Annotated in this window: 14 protein-coding genes; 10 read left to right on the top strand and 4 right to left on the bottom strand. The window is 72.2% G+C overall.

Annotation, left to right across the window (positions count from 1 at the left end; genetic code table 11):
- The first annotated feature begins 69 nt into the window (after positions 1–69).
- A complete protein-coding gene (locus CA984_RS21490) occupies positions 70–675 on the top strand; it encodes a response regulator transcription factor (protein WP_086575134.1) in 606 nt (201 codons plus the stop codon).
- 23 nt (positions 676–698) lie between these two features.
- Here the strand turns inward: CA984_RS21490 and CA984_RS21485 are convergent, their stop codons facing one another.
- Positions 699–1,544: a siderophore-interacting protein gene (locus CA984_RS21485; protein ID WP_086575132.1), complete on the bottom strand. Its 846-nt coding sequence runs from the start codon at positions 1,542–1,544 to the stop codon at positions 699–701.
- Between the two features lie 146 nt (positions 1,545–1,690).
- Between CA984_RS21485 and CA984_RS21480 the strand changes: the two genes are divergently transcribed.
- Entirely contained in the window at positions 1,691–2,089 is a 399-nt protein-coding gene (locus CA984_RS21480) for a nuclear transport factor 2 family protein (RefSeq protein WP_086575130.1), read from the top strand.
- A gap of 167 nt (positions 2,090–2,256) precedes the next feature.
- On the opposite strand, the gene CA984_RS21475 is transcribed toward CA984_RS21480, so the two are convergent.
- Positions 2,257–3,351 (bottom strand): EAL domain-containing protein, encoded by a 1,095-nt coding sequence (locus CA984_RS21475; protein ID WP_242676082.1) that lies wholly within the window; start codon positions 3,349–3,351, stop codon positions 2,257–2,259.
- A gap of 134 nt (positions 3,352–3,485) precedes the next feature.
- On the opposite strand from CA984_RS21475, the gene CA984_RS21470 reads away from it, so the two are divergent.
- The 5 genes from CA984_RS21470 to CA984_RS21450 all read left to right on the top strand — a co-directional run bounded on the left by CA984_RS21470 (position 3,486) and on the right by CA984_RS21450 (position 9,112).
- Positions 3,486–4,142 carry an acVLRF1 family peptidyl-tRNA hydrolase gene (locus CA984_RS21470; protein WP_086575127.1) on the top strand — a complete coding sequence of 219 codons (657 nt, stop codon included), beginning with the start codon at positions 3,486–3,488 and terminating at the stop codon, positions 4,140–4,142.
- Between the two features lie 174 nt (positions 4,143–4,316).
- On the top strand, positions 4,317–5,915 hold the full coding sequence (locus CA984_RS21465; protein ID WP_086575125.1) for an ABC-F family ATP-binding cassette domain-containing protein: 1,599 nt from the start codon (positions 4,317–4,319) through the stop codon (positions 5,913–5,915).
- A 114-nt stretch (positions 5,916–6,029) separates the two neighbouring features.
- On the top strand, positions 6,030–6,245 hold the full coding sequence (locus CA984_RS21460; RefSeq protein WP_012892441.1) for a helix-turn-helix domain-containing protein: 216 nt from the start codon (positions 6,030–6,032) through the stop codon (positions 6,243–6,245).
- Between the two features lie 131 nt (positions 6,246–6,376).
- Positions 6,377–7,186, top strand: a complete 810-nt coding sequence (locus tag CA984_RS21455; RefSeq protein ID WP_086575122.1) for an enoyl-CoA hydratase/isomerase family protein — start codon at positions 6,377–6,379, stop codon at positions 7,184–7,186.
- 51 nt (positions 7,187–7,237) lie between these two features.
- Positions 7,238–9,112, top strand: a complete 1,875-nt coding sequence (locus CA984_RS21450; protein ID WP_086575119.1) for an ABC transporter ATP-binding protein — start codon at positions 7,238–7,240, stop codon at positions 9,110–9,112.
- A gap of 10 nt (positions 9,113–9,122) precedes the next feature.
- Here CA984_RS21450 and CA984_RS21445 read toward each other — a convergent pair whose 3' ends face one another.
- The gene (locus CA984_RS21445; protein WP_086575118.1) at positions 9,123–10,004 is read right to left on the bottom strand and encodes a sulfotransferase family protein; all 882 of its coding nucleotides are present in this window, start codon (positions 10,002–10,004) and stop codon (positions 9,123–9,125) included.
- 72 nt (positions 10,005–10,076) lie between these two features.
- Here CA984_RS21445 and CA984_RS21440 point away from each other — a divergent pair, with 72 nt between their 5' ends.
- The 3 genes from CA984_RS21440 (at position 10,077) to CA984_RS48770 (ending at position 14,853) form a co-directional block, all read left to right on the top strand.
- Positions 10,077–10,982, top strand: coding sequence for a S66 peptidase family protein (locus CA984_RS21440; RefSeq protein WP_086575116.1), 906 nt, complete (start codon positions 10,077–10,079; stop codon positions 10,980–10,982).
- Positions 10,983–11,021: 39 nt separating this feature from the next.
- Positions 11,022–11,978: a hypothetical protein gene (locus CA984_RS21435; protein ID WP_086575114.1), complete on the top strand. Its 957-nt coding sequence runs from the start codon at positions 11,022–11,024 to the stop codon at positions 11,976–11,978.
- A 265-nt stretch (positions 11,979–12,243) separates the two neighbouring features.
- Positions 12,244–14,853, top strand: a complete 2,610-nt coding sequence (locus CA984_RS48770) for an Hsp70 family protein (RefSeq protein WP_086575112.1) — start codon at positions 12,244–12,246, stop codon at positions 14,851–14,853.
- Between the two features lie 118 nt (positions 14,854–14,971).
- On the opposite strand, the gene CA984_RS21425 is transcribed toward CA984_RS48770, so the two are convergent.
- Positions 14,972–16,897 carry a dynamin family protein gene (locus CA984_RS21425; protein WP_086575110.1) on the bottom strand — a complete coding sequence of 642 codons (1,926 nt, stop codon included), beginning with the start codon at positions 16,895–16,897 and terminating at the stop codon, positions 14,972–14,974.
- Positions 16,898–16,945: the final 48 nt, after the last annotated feature.

The raw sequence follows: 16,945 nt of genomic DNA, 5'->3' as shown, positions 1-16,945 counted from the left end.
GTCCGCCGGGCCGCGGGAGAGCGGCTTCGCCCTCCGGATCGCCGTCCCGGGGGCCGGGGGGCCGGGGGCGTGATCCGAGTCCTGCTGGCCGAGGACCAGGCGATGGTCCGCGGGGCGCTCGCCTCGCTGCTGGGCCTGGAGCCCGACATCGAGGTGGTGGGGGAGGCCGCCTCCGGGCCGGAGGCGCTCGACGTGGCGCTCAGGACCCGGCCGGACGTCGCGCTGCTCGACATCGAGATGCCCGGCGGCGACGGCATCACCGCCGGGGCGCGGATCCGCGAGGTCCTGCCCGGCTGCCACATCATGATCCTGACCACCTTCGGCCGCCCCGGCTACCTGCGACGGGCGATGGAGGCGGGCGCGGCGGCCTTCCTGGTCAAGGACAGTCCCGCCCGCGAGCTCGCCGCGGCGATCCGCCGGGTCCGAGCCGGGGAGCGGGTCATCGACCCCGGCCTGGCCGCCGCCGCGCTCAGCGCGGGCCCCAACCCGCTGTCCCCCCGTGAGCGCGATGTCCTGGCCGCCGCGGTCGACGGCTCCACCGTCGGCGACATCGCCCGGCGCCTGCACCTGTCGGAGGGGACGGTCCGCAACTACCTGTCCTCGGCCATCCAGAAGACCCACGCCCGCAACCGCATCGAGGCCGTCCAGCGCGCCCAGACCCAGGGCTGGCTCTGACCCGGGACGGCCCTCGCCGGGGCTCAGGATGACAGCGCCGCGGCCTCCTCCTCCTCCTCGATCTGCCGGTTCCACTCCTTCTTGGAGGACCGCCAGGCCTCGTCGTCGCGGCCCAGGCGCCAGTAGCCGGAGATGGACAGTTGCGGCAGCGGGATGCCGCGCTCGGTCCGCAGGTGGCGGCGGAGCTCCTTGACGAAGCCGGCCTCACCGTGGACGAAGGCGTGCGGGTTGCCCGCGGGGAAGTCGAGCTCGCGTACGGCGGCGACCAGCGCCTCGCCGATGGGCGCGCCGCCCCGGTGCAGCCAGACGATCTTGGCGTCGGCGGAGGTGTCCAGCGGCTGCTCCTCCTCGGGGCCGGCCACCTCCACGAACACGTGGGCCAGGGCGCCGGCGGGCAGGCGCTCCAGAGAGGCGGCGATGGCGGGCAGCGCGCTCTCGTCGCCCACCAGGAGGTGCCAGCCGGCCTGCGGGTCGGGCGCGTAGGCGCCGCCGGGGCCGAAGAAGTGGATCTCGTCGCCGGGCCGCGCGCGGGCGGCCCAGGGGCCGGCGAGGCCGCTGTCGCCGTGGTAGACGAAGTCGAGGGTCAGCTCGACCGCCTCCGGGTCCCACGCGCGGACGGTGTAGGTGCGGGTGGTGGGGCACTGCTCGCGGGGCAGGTCGCGCTGGATCGCCGCGAGGTCGAACGGTTCCGGATAGGTCACCCCGTGCGGGGCGAACAGGAGCTTCACGTAGTGGTCGGTGAACTCGCCCGCGCCGAACCCCGCGAGCCCGTCGCCGCCCAGCACCACCCGGATCATGTGCGGGGTGAGCCACTCCACCCGCTTCACCTCGCCACGAGTCGTCTTCCGTGCGGGCCTGTCATCTGCCATATGCCACTCCCGATCAACTCATATTAGGTAACCCTAAGTTCTAGCATAAGGGCATTTCGGGAGTAGGGGTCGTCCTGCGGGCTTGCCGTCGGGACGGGGTGCCCGCATAGTTATAGAGATTACTCTCTAAAACTGTCGGAGGCATCATGAACGCCGTCGAGCGGCTCTACAAGGGGTTCGCCGCGAGTGATCCGGGGGAGATCCTCGCCTCGCTGCACCCGGACTTCACCGGGGTGGTGAGCGCGGGCATGCCGCTGGGCGTCGGAGGCACGCACCGGGGGCCGGAGGCGATGCTCCGCGACTGCTGGGGGACCGTCTTCCGGCACCTCGACACCGGCCCGCAGCCCGAGGAGCAGGTCTGGTCGGGGCCCGACCGGGTGGTGGTGCTCGGTCACTACCGCGGAACGGCGCGGGCCACCGGCCGCGCCCACGAGGCGGCCTTCGCCCACGACCTGCACCTGAGGGACGGTCTGATCGTCAAGCTCGTGCAGGTCACCGACACCGCCAGGTGGGCCGAGGCGCTCACCGATAAATCTACAATGTAAAGGCCAGGGGCCGGGAACTTCCGGTGGCGAGCCTCCCGTGCGGCGGCTCGCCACCGGACCCGGCCGGTGGGAGGCCGTGGGGAGCGGGCATGGACGGGAGCCCAGGCGAGGCCAGGCGGCGGAGCAGGACGGACGGCGGGGCGGGAGCGTCCAGCCGGCGTGGGGTCCTAACGGGCCGCGGCCACCTGGCGGATCAGGTCGGAGACCCGGACGATCCCCATGCAGCGGCCGACCTCGTCCACGACGACCAGATCGTCGTAGACGCGTTCGGCGTCGCGGCCGGCGACCTGCATGGCGGCGATGGCCGGAGTGGTCTTGGGGACCGTGCGGGCGGAGTCCGCCAGGCGCCCGGCGGGCTTCTTGCCGTGCAGGGCGTGGCCGAACCGGCCGGCGATGGACAGCAGGAAGCGGCTGCGGTCGAGGCTGCCCTTCGGGCGCTGGTACTCGTCCACCAGGATCACGCTGGTGATCGAGGGCTCGCTGCCGAAGGCCCCGACCGCGTCCTCCGCGGTGGCCTCGCAGGGGAGTGTCACCGCGGGCAGCAGGAACTCCTGGACGCGGGGGCCGAGCAGGGCCTGCACCGGCTCCTGCGCGAGGACCGGCAGCGGCACGTGGACCCGGCCGGACGGGCCCGGGACCAGCAGCGGGCCCTGCGCCAGCCGTACACCCCAGCCGCGGACCGCGGAGAGCTGCGCCTCCTCGGTCACGCCCGGGGCCAGAACGTGCGCGCCCACCTCGCGGGCGAGCCTGGCCAGCCCCTCGGCGAGCACCGCGCGGCGCGGGTCGCGGGCGACGCGCGCCATGAGCTCGGGGGAGAGCACCGCCAGGTACGGCGCCGCGTCGGTGAGCAGGTCCATCGGGATGTGGCCGGCTCCCAGGTCGCCCACCGCGATCAGGTAGCCGATGGCGCGCAGCCCGTCCAGGCCGGTGATCAGGGACCGGCGTTCGGCCTGGGAGAAGCCGCCCCGGAGCATGAGGATCACTTCGCGGGGCCGGCGCCCGGACACGCGCAGTGCCTCGTGGAGCGGCGCCAGCGCGGCCGAACCGCCGATCACCGCCTCCGCCGGCAGGCCGAGCACCAGCGGGAGCAGGATCTCGCTGCGGGCCGCGCCGAGGAGCGTCCCGGCGAGGGAGGCGACGTTGCCGTGGTGGTCGCCGACCGCCTGGAGGGCGATGACGCCCCCCGTGTCGAGATCGACGATCGGCGTGATTTCCACGTTGGCCGCCGCGGAGGCCGGGAGGAGGTGCGTTCGACTCGCCACGTACAGAGGATGGACCACTCTCAGCAATCACATAAGCCACGTTCGGTGATGTTCACCGATATTTCGCTGTTCGTTGGAGCCGGCGGTCGCAGGGCCCGTGGCCGGGGGAGACCCGAGCGGTAGTGTCCCGTCCCATGACGTCACGACCTGCCAAAGGAGGGGGGCGCTGGGTCTCGGTCGGCCCCGAGCGCCTCGGCCGCTGGTTGGACGGCTTCGTCGAGCGGCACGGCCCGCCGGACGTGACGGCCGCCGAGGGGGTCGTGCGGCTGCGGGGCGCCGACGGCGCGGTGGCCGAATGCCAGGTGCCGTTCCCTCCGCTGACCTCCGCCGGCGGCGGGCCGCTGGCGCGCCTGATCACCCACGCGCGCACGGAGCGCCGGATCGGCGTGCTGCTGGTACGGCTCGGCGGTCACGCGGCCGGGATCTTCCAGGGCGACGAGCTCGTCTCCTCCAAGGTGGGGTCGCGGCAGGTCCACGGCCGCAGCGCGGCGGGCGGCTGGTCCCAGCAGCGCTTCGCCCGGCGCAGGGAGAACCAGGCCGGCCAGGCGCACGACGCGGCGGCCGAGGTCGCGCTGCGGATCCTCGGCCCGCACGTGGCCGAGCTGGAGGCGGTGATCCTGGGCGGCGACCGGCGCGCGGTGGACGCCTTGCGGCCCGACCGCAGGCTCGCCGCGATCTTCGCGCTGGAGACCGCGCCCTTCCTGACGGTCCCCGATCCCCGGCTGGTCGTGCTCCGGGACACCCCCGCTCAGTTCAGAGCGGTCCGCATCAAGGTGATCGACCCCGAATAATCATGCAGAAGCGGCCATGTGTGCGCCGTACACTGATCGGTATGCGCACTTCCGATTGACGCCGCCCTGATGAGGCGAGACAGCCGAACCGAGAGCCGGAGGAGACAGGGCGCGGCGGGTTCGGCCACAGCGAGGTGAGCCGGTTTATTTCCAGTCTGGGAGTGTTCTCCAACCATGATCGTAGCTTCTGACATCGAACTGCGCGCCGGGGCCCGGCTGCTCATCGAGGGCGCGTCGTTCCGGGTGAATCCCGGTGACAAGATCGGGCTCGTCGGCCGTAACGGGGCGGGCAAGACCACCCTGACCAGGGTGCTCGCGGGTGAGGGGGCTCCCGCCGCGGGCACCGTCTCCACCACCGGCGCCGTCGGCTATCTCCCGCAGGACCCGCGCACCGGCGACCTGCAGGTGCTGGCCCGCGACCGGATCCTGTCCGCGCGCGGGCTGGACGACGTGCTGCGCGAGCTGCGTGAGGCCGAGCTCGGTATGGCCTCCGAGGACGAGCGCAGGAGGGACCGCGCGGTGCGCGCCTACGGGCGTCTGGAGGACCGGCTGCACGTGCTGGGCGGATATGCCGCCGAGTCGGAGGCGGCCTCGATCGCCTCCAGCCTCGGGCTGCCCGACCGGGTGCTGGGCCAGCCGCTGGAGACCCTGTCGGGAGGGCAGCGCAGGCGGGTGGAGCTGGCCCGGATCCTCTTCAGCGGAGCGGAGACTCTCCTTCTTGACGAGCCGACAAACCACCTCGATGCAGACTCAATCGGGTGGCTTCGTGATTTTTTACGATCGCATCAGGGCGGCTTGATCATTATTAGCCACGATGTCGGGCTTCTTGAAGCGACGGTAAACAGGGTCCTGCACCTGGACGCCAACCGCGCGACGATCGACACCTACAACGTCGGCTGGAAGACCTACCTGGCCCAGCGGGAGACCGACGAGAAGCGCAGGAGGCGCGAGCGCGCCAACGCCGAGAAGCAGGCCTCCGTGCTGATGTCGCAGGCCGACAAGATGCGGGCCAAGGCCACCAAGGCCAAGGCGGCGCAGGACATGCAGCGCCGCGCCGAGCGCCTGCTCTCCGGCCTGGAGGTCGAGCGGCGCAGCGACAAGGTCGCCAAGCTGCGCTTCCCCGAGCCCGCGCCGTGCGGGCGGACCCCGATCGCCGCGCAGGGGCTGTCGAAGTCCTACGGCTCGCTGGAGGTCTTCACCGACGTGGACGCGGCCGTGGACAAGGGGACCAGGGTCGTCATCCTGGGCCTGAACGGTGCGGGCAAGACCACCCTGCTGCGCATCCTGGGCGGCATCGAGCAGCCCGACACCGGCGCCGTCAAGCCCGGCCACGGCCTGAAACTGGGCTACTACGCCCAGGAGCACGAGACGATCGACCCGGACAGGACCGTTCTGGAGAACATGCGCTCGGCCGGGGGGATGCTCGCCGACGTCGAGCTCCGCAAGGTCCTGGGCTCGTTCCTGTTCACCGGCGACGACGTGGAGAAACCCGCCGGAGTGCTCTCCGGAGGCGAGAAGACCCGGCTGGCCCTGGCCACCCTGGTGCTGTCGGCGGCCAACGTCCTGCTCCTCGACGAGCCCACCAACAACCTCGATCCGGCGAGTCGAGAGCAGGTTCTTTCGGCACTAAGGTCCTATTCTGGGGCGATTGTGCTCGTCACGCACGATGAGGGTGCTGTCGAGGCTCTACAACCAGATAGGGTGATCTTGCTGCCTGACGGAGTTGAAGACGCTTGGAGCGACGAATTTTCCGATCTTGTGGCACTTGCCTGATCTTAATTTGAGCGGGTACGGATCTTTTCCCATGGAGTAGGTAGCCGATCTCGCTGAAATGACTGATCATGGCGTGAGTAACGCTGCGGAAGTCTGGCACTACAGGAGGTACTCGTGGCCGAGACTCTTAAGAAAGGCACCCGGGTAACCGGGGCCGATCGCGACAAACTGGCCGCCGATCTAAAGAAGCGCTACAGCGCCGGTGAGAGCATCCGGGCGCTGGCCGCTTCGACCGGCCGGTCGTACGGCTTCATCCACCGCATCCTGAGCGAGTCCGGTGTGACTCTGCGCGGGCGCGGCGGCGCCACCCGAGGTAAGTCAAAGCGCTGACCCCGCCTCGGAACGCGCGTCCGCAGCCGCTCGTCCCCATGCTGAGACGTCCCGCTCGAGCCTGTAGAACCTCATTCTAGAGTGCCGATAGGCTCGGGCGAGACGGCAGACGACAGGTGGGAGAACGGGTGATGGCGGAAGTGGCGTTCGGGGGGAGTGCGGAGAAGATCTCCCTCGAGGAGGTCGGTCTGCGCTTCGAGGTGGACGGCGAGATCGCGACGATCACGCTGGACCGGCCGGAGAAGAGGAACGCTCAGACGTTCGCGACCTGGTCGGCGCTGGCTCAGATCGGTGACACCCTGCCGCAGCAGGTGAGAATCGTCGTGATCAGAGGTGAGGGGCCGTCCTTCTCGGCAGGCATCGACCTGCGGATGTTCACCCCCGAGGGGGTTCCCGGTCAGGGCTCGTTCGCGGCTTCGGCGACACTCGACAGCTCGACCTTCGAGCAGCGGATAGCGCAGGCCCAGCAGGGTTTCCTGTGGCTGCGACGTCCCGACATCGTCTCCGTCGCGGCCGTTCAGGGGCACGCGATCGGTGCCGGGTTCCAGCTTGCGCTCGCTTGTGACCTGCGAGTTCTCGCCGACGACGCCAAACTCTGCATGAAGGAGCCCGCACTCGGGCTGGTCCCCGACCTGACCGGCACCAAGCCGCTGGTCGATCTCGTGGGGCTGTCCCGCGCCGTCGAGATCTGCCTCACGGCCCGTACCGTGGGAGCGGAGGAGGCGGCCAGGATCGGGCTGGCCGAGCTGGTCGTCGCGCCGCAGGAGCTGGAGGGGGCCGTACGCGACCTGACCGCCGCGCTGCTGGCCACCGGCCGGGACGCGGCGACGGCGACCAAGCGGCTGCTCCAGGGAGCCTCCGGGCGCACGCTGGAGGAGCAGTGCGCGGCCGAACGGCGTGAGCAGGTCGTACGGATCAAGTCGCTGTTCGCCGGAAGCTGACGGGGGAATGGAGGTGCCTCTCCCGGTGCTCGCACCGGGAGAGGAGGCCAGATGGCGATGATGGGTGGGGGCTTCGGCCCGCAGGCGATGCGCTCGCTGCGGCGTGACAGCTCCGTGACCAAGGAGCGTCTGACGCCGGGCACGGTCAGGCGCATCGCTCGCTACGCGCGGCCGTTCTCACGGCACATCTCGGCCTTCCTCGCGCTGGTCGTGATCGGCTCGGGCATCGTGATCGCCAACCCGCTGCTGATGAAGGCGATCATCGACAACGGGGTCATCCCCAAGCGGCCCGGGGTCGTGGTCACCCTCGCGGTGGTCATCGCGGTCCTGGCGGTGGCCGATGCAGGGCTCACCCTGGCCCAGCGCTGGTTCTCGGCGCGGGTCGGCGAGGGCCTGATCTACAACCTGCGCACCGAGGTCTTCGACCACGTGCAGCGCATGCCCGTGGCGTTCTTCATGCGGACGCAGACCGGCGCCCTGGTCTCCCGGCTGAACAGCGACGTGATCGGCGCGCAGCGGGCGCTGACCAGCACCTTGTCCTCGGTCGTGTCCAACGTGGTCATGCTGGTGCTGGTGCTCGGCGCCATGCTGGTGCTGTCCTGGCAGATCACGGCCGTCGCCCTCGTGCTGCTGCCGATCTTCATCTTCCCCGCCAAGTGGGTCGGCCGGAAGATGTCCGGGCTCACCCGCGAGCAGATGGAGCTCGACGCCGAGATGAGCTCCATGATGACCGAGCGCTTCAACGTCGCCGGCGCGATGGTGGCCAAGCTGTACGGCCGGCCGGACGAGGAGGCCGCCGCCTTCGGGCGCAGGGCCGGACGGGTGAGGGACGTCGGCGTCACGGTCGGGATGTACGGGACGGTGTTCCGGGTCGCGCTCGGCCTGGTCGCGGCGCTGGCGACCGCCCTGGTGTACGGCGGGGGCGGTCTGCTGGCCGTCGGCGACGTCTTCGAGATCGGCACCCTCGTCGCCCTCGCCGCCCTCCTGATGCGCCTGTACGGCCCGCTGACGAGCCTGTCCAACGTGCACGTCGACGTGATGACCGCGCTGGTCAGCTTCGACCGGGTCTTCGAGGTGCTCGACCTCGAGCCGATGGTCGCCGAGCGGCCCGACGCCCGGGCCGTCCCGGACGGACCGGCCTCCGTCGAGTTCGACGACGTCCGGTTCAGGTATCCGGCGGCCTCGGAGGTGTCGCTGGCCTCCCTGGAGGCGGTGGCCCGGCCCGACACCGGGCCCAGCCAGGAGGTGCTGCGCGGGATCACCTTCACCGCCCGGCCAGGAGAGATGATCGCGCTGGTCGGCCCCTCCGGCGCGGGCAAGACGACCATCACGAGCCTGGTCTCCCGGCTCTACGACGCCGACGAGGGCGCGGTCCGGATCAACGGCCTGGACGTGCGCGAGGCCACCCTCGACTCCATCCGCGACACCGTGGGCGTGGTCATGCAGGACGCCCACCTCTTCCACGACACCATCGGCGCCAACCTCGCCTATGCCAGGCCCGGGGCCACCGAGGAGGAGATCTGGGAGGCGCTGCGCGCCGCGCAGATCGCCGACCTGGTCGAGGGACTGCCCGAGGGGCTCCAGACCGTGGTGGGCGACCGGGGCTACCGGCTGTCCGGCGGTGAGAAGCAGCGCCTTGCCCTGGCGAGGCTGCTGCTCAAGGCGCCCCGGGTGGTCGTGCTCGACGAGGCCACCGCGCACCTGGACTCCGAGTCCGAGGTCGCGGTCCAGCAGGCGCTCAAGATCGCGCTGGCCGGGCGGACCTCGCTGGTCATCGCCCACCGGCTGTCCACGATCCGCGAGGCGGACCAGATCCTGGTGGTCCAGGACGGCCGCGTCGTGGAGCGGGGCCGTCACGAGGAGCTGCTCGCCAGGGGCGCGGTCTACGCCGAGCTCTACCGCACCCAGTTCAGCTCGGAGCCGTGAGCCCGGCCGGTCACTGGTAGCCCAGGCGGCTGAGCTCCTCGCGCGCGACCTTCTCCACCAGCTCGGCGTCCTGGCCCCGCAGCCGGGTGCGCCAGGCGCCCACCTTCGGCGCGCTCCCGCCGTACAGGGCGACCTTGGAGACCCGGGTCTCCAGGAAGGCCGAGAGCCCCTCCACCGTCTCGGCGGGGGAGGAGACCAGGTCCTCGTAGCGCAGGGTCAGCAGCTGCTCGCGGGGGAGCTCCTGGCGGAGGGTGGCCGACAGCCGGACCGCGCTGCGCCAGCGCAGCGCGCACTTGCCGGCCGTGGGCATCGCCTTCCAGCGGTCGCGGTGCTCTCCGGAGTTGACGCCGAGGAACGGGTTGGGGAACTCCGTCTCGTCGCTCAGCATGACCGGCTTGAACCACGACAGGGCCGCCGGGTCGGCCAGCATGTCGGCAGCCACGTCGCGGCCGTCCCTGATGAGCTGGACGAACCGGGCGTCGGGGAAGGCCTGCAGCAGCACCGAGGCGCTGTAGAGCAGGTCGGGGCTGGCGTCGCCGAACCGGGCGACCGTACCCGGCTCCGCGCACGGACCCTCCCCGGTCACGCCTCCCGCCTCCCGGCACGCCGCCGGGCAGTCGAGGCACGCGCCCGGGACGATCTGCCAGGCCTCGGCCAGGGCGTCGCGGAGCACGCGGGTGGCGCCCATGCCCCGGCCGGCGATGGACGGGCGCCGGGCGAAGGCGTACACGACGTGGGCCACCGAGGGACGCCCCATCGTGACGTGGAAGCCGGGGGAACGCTTCAGGGCACGGGCAAGCAGATCCGCGCCGGAGTGAGGGGCGGAGAGCACGAACACCGGCTGGCGGACCTTGATCCCGTTGACCACGAGGATGTGGGTCGGAGGTCGCATATGTGAGCCCAGTGTGGCACCGTTTGGGAGGTGAACGAACCGGCCACGTCCATCGCAGCCCGGCCAGAAGGCATGATCGTCCCGCCTCCGTTGCGCGCCGGCGACGTGGTGGCGCTGGTGGCTCCGTGCGGGCCTCCCGATCCGGTACGGCTGGCGCGCGGCGCCCGCGTCCTCGAAGGACTCGGCCTGAAGGTCGTCATCGGGGCCCACGCGCTCGACCGGGACCGCTACCTGGCCGGATCCGACGCCGACCGGGCCGCGGACCTGCAGGAGGCCTGGTGCGATCCCGCCGTGGCCGCGGTGATCTGCGCCCGGGGCGGCTACGGCGCCACCCGGATCCTGGACCTGCTCGACTGGGACGCGCTGCGGGCCGCCGGGCCCAAGACGCTGGCGGGCTCCAGCGACGTCACCGCGCTGCACCGGGCCTTCGCCGTCGAGCTGGGCATCGCCTCCTGGTTCGGGCCCATGCCCGCCTGCACCACGATCAGCGACCCCGGCGGGCCGGAGCCCCGCTCCTTCGGGCACTTCAGCGCGGCCCTGTTCGGCGGCGCGCCGCCGATCACCGGCGATCGGGTGATCGTCCCGGGCGATGTCGTCGCCCCGGTCACGGGCGGCAATCTCAGCCTGCTGGCCGCGCTGTGCGGCACGCCGTACGGACTGCGGGCGCGCGGGCGGATCGTGCTGCTGGAGGACGTCGGCGAGCACCCCTACCGGATCGACCGGATGCTCACCCAGCTTCTGCGGTCGGGGGCGCTGGACGGCGCCGCCGGGTTCGTCCTGGGCTCCTGGGAGGGCTGCGGCGATCCCTATCCGACGCTGGAGGAGCGGCTCGCACCGCTCGGGGTGCCGGTGATCGCCGGATTGCCGGTGGGGCACGGATCACCACAGTTCAGTGTGCTTCTAGGGGCACTTGGTGCTATTGATGCAGAATCGTGCTCTCTGACCGGCTCAATCATCGACCCCGTGGAGGCAGTCTAGGTGCGGACCTAGGAGGAAACCGGCAGAGGGGATGCATGCGTGAGGCTGTTCCGGCGGCACCGTGACCGGCAGACCGACCGGCATCGTGACCGGCAGGCCGAGAGGCCGTCGCGTCCGGTCGAAGAAGTGGATCTCGACTCCCTGCTCGCGCTGGTCGCCGAATCTCTGGGATACACCTGCTCTTTCGCCCCCGACGGAGGCACGCTGACGCTGTCGGGCCCCCGCCGGATCGTGGTGCGGCTGACCGGGCTGCACGCGGAGGCGCGCCGGCGCTCGCGGGAGGACTGGCCGATGCTCGTCTCCGAGCACCTGTCCCACGCCCTGGCGACGGTGGACGAGCCGTTCGACGCCTGTGACCTGGCCCAGGTCCGCCCGCTGCTGCGGACCCGGATCCGGCTCGACGAGGATCTGGGGACGGCCCGGGTGGTCGGCCGTCACCTCAGCACCGACCTGGTGGAGGTGCTCACCGTCGGACACGGCGCCGCCGGACGCCCGGTCCGCCCGGAGGAGGTCGGCTGCTGGCCGATCACCGCCGCCCAGGCGCTGGACCTGGCCGCCGGCAACGTCCAGGTCGACGAGCCGCTCTCGGTCACCGAGGCCGACCTCGGCGGGGTGGCGATCCGGCGGCTGAGCGGCCCTGCCGCGAGCGCCGCCGCCCACCTGCGCCGCCTGGACGACTACCTGACCGTTCCCGCCGACGGCGTGCTCGTCGTGCTGCCCGACCCCGCCACGCTGGTCGTCCACGCGGTCGAGGGCATCGGTGTGGTCCGCGCGATCGAGCGGCTGCGGCTGCTGGCGCTGCGGGAGTTCGACCGGGGCGCCGGCGCGCTCAGCCCGCAGGTCTACTGGTGGCACGACGGCCGCCTCACCCTGATCCGGGCCGACCTGGTCAGCCAGGAAGGGCAGACCCGGCTGGTGGTGGCTCCGCCGCCGGAGTTCGCCCGCGTCCTCGCCGCCCTGGCAGTCCGCTCCGAGGGCGGGACCGGCGACGCCTGACGGCACGCCGCGGGGCACCGGGAAGATCACCGGACTCCCGCGGGCCGGAGTGACGGACCACCGCGGGCCGTAGGGACGGACTCTCACGGGCCGGAGGAGCGGACTCTTACCGGCCGTAGGGACGGACCACCGCGGGCGGGAGGAGCGTGGCCGCTCGCCCCGATGGTCCTCGCGCGTCCCTGGACCGTTCCCGGCGTGCCCGCCCGCGCTCCCGCCGTGGTCCGTGGATGCGAGATGATCGGGTCCGTATCTACGAGGAGGGGAAATGGCGCAGTGGTGCCTCGGTGTCGATCTCGGGACGAGCTTCTCCGCCGGGGTGATAGCCGCCGAAGGACGCTTCGACATCCTGGAGGTCGAGGGAGAACGGCGCATTCCCTCCGCCGTCATGCTCGACGAGCACGGAACTCTGGTGGCCGGCCGGGTCGCCCAGCGGGGGATCGCGATCAGCCCCGAACGCGTCGAGCGCAACCCCAAGCGCTACGTCGGCCGCGGCCGGATGCTGCTCGGCGGGGTCCCGGTGGAGGTGACCGACGCCATGGCGGCTCTGCTTGAGCTGTTCGTGACCGAGGGGCGGCGGCGGTTCGACGGTGCGGCGCCCGACTGCGTCGCGCTGACCCACCCGGTGGCCTGGGGCGAGGACCGCAAGGCCGTGCTCCTGGCGGCGGCCAGGAAGGTCGTGCGCGGCGTGCGGATCGTGCTCATCGACGAGCCCGTGGCCTCGGCCCGATACTTCGCCTCCGCCGGGAGAGCGGCGGGCGGATCGCACCTGGCCGTCTACGACCTCGGCGGCGGCACCTTCGACGCCGCCGTGCTCAGCGTGGACGGCGGCGACTTCAGCGTCCTGGGGGAGCCGGGCGGCAGCGACGAGATCGGCGGTGAGGGGTTCGACGAGCAGGTGTTCGCCTTCCTCGGCGCCCAGATCGAGCGCCTCGACCCCGAATGGTGGCAGCAGGTGACCACGAGCCCGGAGCGGCGCTACGTGAGCTACGCCGCAGACCTGCTCAAGATGGCCAGGGAGGCGAAGGAGTCGCTGTCGAAGTTCGACACCTCCTCCCACTACGTGGTCGGCATCAACGAGGACGTGCACATCAGCAGGACCGACCTGGAAGATCTCATCGGAGGGGAGATCGTCAGGACGGTCGACATCCTGGACGAGACGATCCGTGGCTCCGGGATCCGGGAGGAGGATCTGGGCGCGGTGTTCATGACCGGTGGGGCCAGCCGGATGCCGCTGGTCCAGAAGGTCGTGCGCGAGCGCCTCGGAGACCGGGTGCGGACCTACGACGACCCGAAGATCGTCGTCGCCTACGGTGCCGCGCAGCTCGCCTGGAAGCTCAAGGTCGAGCACCGCGACCCCGCCGGGAGCACCGGCCCGGTGACGGCCGGGCCGGCGCAGGCCACCACCGGCCCGCACACCGGCCCGCACACCGGTCCGCATGTCGGTCCGCGCGTCGGTCCGCATGTCGGCCCGGCCGGAGGTCGTCAGGCCTTCACGGGCGGAGACGGCCGGTCCGGAGGCCATCGGGTGCCGGTCGGCGCGTCGGGGCCGCCGGGGCATCGGTCGCCGGCGGGTACGGCGGGCGGGCCTACCGGAGGTCAGGCGGTCGTTCCCACCGGGGAGGGCGCCTCCGTCGGCGGTCCCACGGTCAAGGGGATCGAGAAGGTGCTGGACGGCGTGCTGGAGGCGCGTGCGGAGGCGGGCCGGGTCTTCGTCCACCAGGCTTTCGACAGCGGTCACCTCCTGCGCAGGCTCGACGGGATCGAGGGCCGCCACGACCGCGAGCTCGGGTTCGGCAGGCTGGTGGAGTGGGCGGCGTCGCGTGAGGGCGTCGTGGCGGTGGAGCAGGTCGGACCGGCACAGGTGCTGGTCCGCACGCTCAGCCCCGACCTGGCCATCCGAGCCACCCATCCGCTGCAGATGTGGGGCGACCCCACCGTGATCGCCCACGGCCGTACGGCGTGGGTCTTCTTCCAGCCCCGGCAGACCGTCGCGGTCGACACCACGGTGGGCCTGCCCTGGGGGGAGACCGGGCACCTGGCGATGATCGAGCTCGACCTGGGCGGTGGGTTCTTCTTCCAGGCGCCCCCGGTCCGCGACCTCGGCCCGTATGCCCGGTGGTTCGTGAACGAGGACAACCGGCTGCGCCGCCTGCTCGACCAGGAGGGGCCCAGCGGCACCGAGCCGTCGCCCTCCGTGGGCGCGCCGGGCTGCACGGTGGTCCTGGGGCAGTTCAGCAGCAACAAGCCGATATTCCAGAACCGGCACCAGGACTTCAGGCCGTGGCAGGTGCTGTGCCTGGTCGATCCCGGCGGTGCCGTGCGCCCCACGGTGCGGGAGCCGGGGCGGAGCTGGCTCCACCAGGTGGTCCTGCACAACGGCAGATGGTTCACCTCCAGTTCGGCGGGGCTCGAGGCGGACACCGCGGACGGGCAGACCAAGCTGGTCATGCCGCGGCCCCCGGCAGGCGCCCTGCGCTGGTTCCCCGCCGGGAGCCAGATCTACGCGGTCGGCGCCGACCAGGTGAGCCCCGCCCGGGGCTGGTCGGTCAGGATCTTCGACCAGCGGTCCCACACGCTGGAGTTCCTGATGGGCAAGCAGTCGGCGACCCTGGCCGGCCATCTCACCTCCCGCCACCGCTGGGAGCGCCCGAGACTGGTCGCCGACGGCGACTCGATGTGGATGACCATGCAGGACGCGGGCCGCAGCAGGCTGCTGCACGTCACTCCGGGCGGGGCGCGGGAGGTGCATCGCACGCCGGGGATGTTCGAGCCGGTCGCCCGGGTCCCCACGGGGCTGCTCTGCCTGCACCGTCCCGCGGACGCGGCCGGGACCACCCGCGACCGGCCCGCGACCCTGGTGCACCTGCCGCTCTGACGGCCTCCGGGCCGCGCCCCTGGTGCATCCGCGGGCCGCGACCGGCTCGCGCCCCTGGCGCACCTGCCGCTCCGGTGGCCGCCGGTCCCGGGCGGGAGGCGGCGCCGGGGAGGGCGTGTCAGCTCCCGGGTGTCCCGGCCGGGGCGGCGCCCAGGGCGGCCACCGCGGCCGCGAGCTCCTTGCGCAGCTCGTGTCCGCGCGCGGTGAGGGAGGCGATGGCGGTGATCCGGTCCTCACCGGACTGCCGCGCCTTGCGCCGGTCGGCCGCCGAACGGGTGGACGCGGTCTTCAGCTCGGCGCGCCTGCCCTCCAGCTCCTTGCGCCGCCGCATGAGGCTCTCGTCCGCCGTCTGCTCGACGCCGACCCGCCAGGTGGCCACCATCCGCTCCAGGTCGAGCGTCATCTCCCGGGCGACCACCGCGAACTGGTCGCGGAGCGCCCCCCTGATCGCGGCCTGGCTGCGCTGCACCTTCTCCAGGGAGCGCCGTCCCAGGAAGATGGCCGCCCCGATGGCCGGGGCGACCAGGATGAAGCCCACCGGGCCGAGCAGGGCGGCGGCGAGGCCGCCGAACGACAGCCCCATCGACGAGGCGGGCAGCACGTCCCGGACCAGGTCCACATGGCCCGGGTCGTCGGCCGCCAGATCCCCCTTGACCTGGACCTGCGTCAGGCTGGGCATGGCCCGGCCGTCGGCGGCGAGCTCCACCGGATCGAGGCCGAGATCGCGGGCGAAGGCGTTCAGGGTGCCCTTCGCCAGGTTCTCCACGTCGTAGACGATCTGCGACCAGACGGCCTCCAGCGAGCGCTGGACGCTCTCCGGCAGCTCCGCCATGTACTTGTCGAGCTGGGCCTGGGTCTTCAGCGTGGCGATCGCGTTCTCGTACGGCTGGCGGATCTCGGCCACCCGCGCCGCCACGATCCCCGCCACCTCGCGCCCGAGGAAGGTGTTGGCCACCGCGCCCGCCCTGCGGCGGCCGGCCAGCTCGGCGAGCCCCGTCAGCTCGGCCTCCACCTCGGCGAGCCGGGCGGTCACGTCGCCCTCGTCGTCCGAGCCCGCGGCGACGTCGTCCTCGGCCCCGGCCGTCAGCGCGCCCAGCACCGACAGTGCGGCGGCGACCACGGTGGCGCCCCGGGCCGAGTCCCTGCCCTCGGCGAAGCCGCGCAGGTGCCGTTCCAGCACGTCCATGCCGCTACGCGCGCGCAGCGTGTCCGCGCGCTCCTGGCGGCCCTCCCGCCGTCTGGCCTCGGCGGCCTCGGCGAGCTTGGAGCTCACCGGGATCCAGGGCGCCTCCAGCAGCGGGCACAGCGTCGCCGCCCTGGCCGGGTTCTCCGCGACGGCCTGGGTCACGAAGGTCCTCAGCCGGGCCTTGTTCTCCTCCTGCAGGCTCTGCCAGTTGGCCGAGTCCTCGACCTTGGTCAGCACGAACACGATCGCCTGAACCCGTTCGGCAGCCTCGGCGAGGAACTCCAGCTCGTGCCGGAGCACCGGCTGGTCCTGCGCGCTGAGCGTGAACAGCAGCGCGTCGGCCCGCTGGAGCATGGCGACGGTGACCTGCCGGTGCCCCACGGTCAGGCTGTCCACCCCGGGGGTGTCGAGCAGCCGCAGGCCGTCGAGCAGGGGAGTGTCGAGGGTGACGTCCACGCTGACGACGTCACGGCGCTTGCCGGCGTCGCCGCGCATCGAGGCGTAGTCGGGGATCGACTCGACGGTGATCGGGGTCTGGACCGGCCCGCTGTCGGTGCTGCGATGCACGACGGCGGTCAGCGCGGGTCCGCGGCGCAGGGACAGGAAGCAGTTGGTGGCGACGTCGGCGTCGACCGGGAGCAGGTCGGGGTGGCCCACCAGCGTGTTCAGCAGGCGGCTCTTGCCGCGCTTCTGCGCCCCGGCGACCACGATGTCGGTGCACTCGTCCTTCCAGCGGCCCGCGCACGCGGCGAGCACCTTCGCCAGGTCCTCCCTGCCGCACCGGCCGGCCAGCGCGTGAACCTCGTTGGCGTAGCGGAGCAGCCGGGCCACAGGGCCGTTCGGGTCGGGGGTCGTCATGGTGTGTCGTCTTTCCTGTCGGCGAGGGGAAGGGGGAACGCGCCGGTG

The organism is Streptosporangium minutum, from assembly GCF_002149035.1.
Lineage (GTDB): Bacteria > Actinomycetota > Actinomycetes > Streptosporangiales > Streptosporangiaceae > Streptosporangium > Streptosporangium minutum.
The sequence above is the reverse complement of the archived record's forward strand: the minus strand, read 5'-3'. Positions and strand labels throughout refer to the sequence as shown.

Coding starts and splice junctions, on each gene's coding strand:
- CA984_RS21470 (WP_086575127.1), top strand. CDS start 3,486: ATGACGTCACGACCTGCCAAAGGAGGGGGGCGCTGGGTCTCGGTCGGC.
- CA984_RS21485 (WP_086575132.1), bottom strand. CDS start 1,544: ATGGCAGATGACAGGCCCGCACGGAAGACGACTCGTGGCGAGGTGAAG.
- CA984_RS21455 (WP_086575122.1), top strand. CDS start 6,377: ATGGCGGAAGTGGCGTTCGGGGGGAGTGCGGAGAAGATCTCCCTCGAG.
- CA984_RS21465 (WP_086575125.1), top strand. CDS start 4,317: ATGATCGTAGCTTCTGACATCGAACTGCGCGCCGGGGCCCGGCTGCTC.
- CA984_RS21445 (WP_086575118.1), bottom strand. CDS start 10,004: ATGCGACCTCCGACCCACATCCTCGTGGTCAACGGGATCAAGGTCCGC.
- CA984_RS21450 (WP_086575119.1), top strand. CDS start 7,238: ATGGCGATGATGGGTGGGGGCTTCGGCCCGCAGGCGATGCGCTCGCTG.
- CA984_RS21425 (WP_086575110.1), bottom strand. CDS start 16,897: ATGACGACCCCCGACCCGAACGGCCCTGTGGCCCGGCTGCTCCGCTAC.
- CA984_RS21440 (WP_086575116.1), top strand. CDS start 10,077: ATGATCGTCCCGCCTCCGTTGCGCGCCGGCGACGTGGTGGCGCTGGTG.
- CA984_RS21480 (WP_086575130.1), top strand. CDS start 1,691: ATGAACGCCGTCGAGCGGCTCTACAAGGGGTTCGCCGCGAGTGATCCG.
- CA984_RS48770 (WP_086575112.1), top strand. CDS start 12,244: ATGGCGCAGTGGTGCCTCGGTGTCGATCTCGGGACGAGCTTCTCCGCC.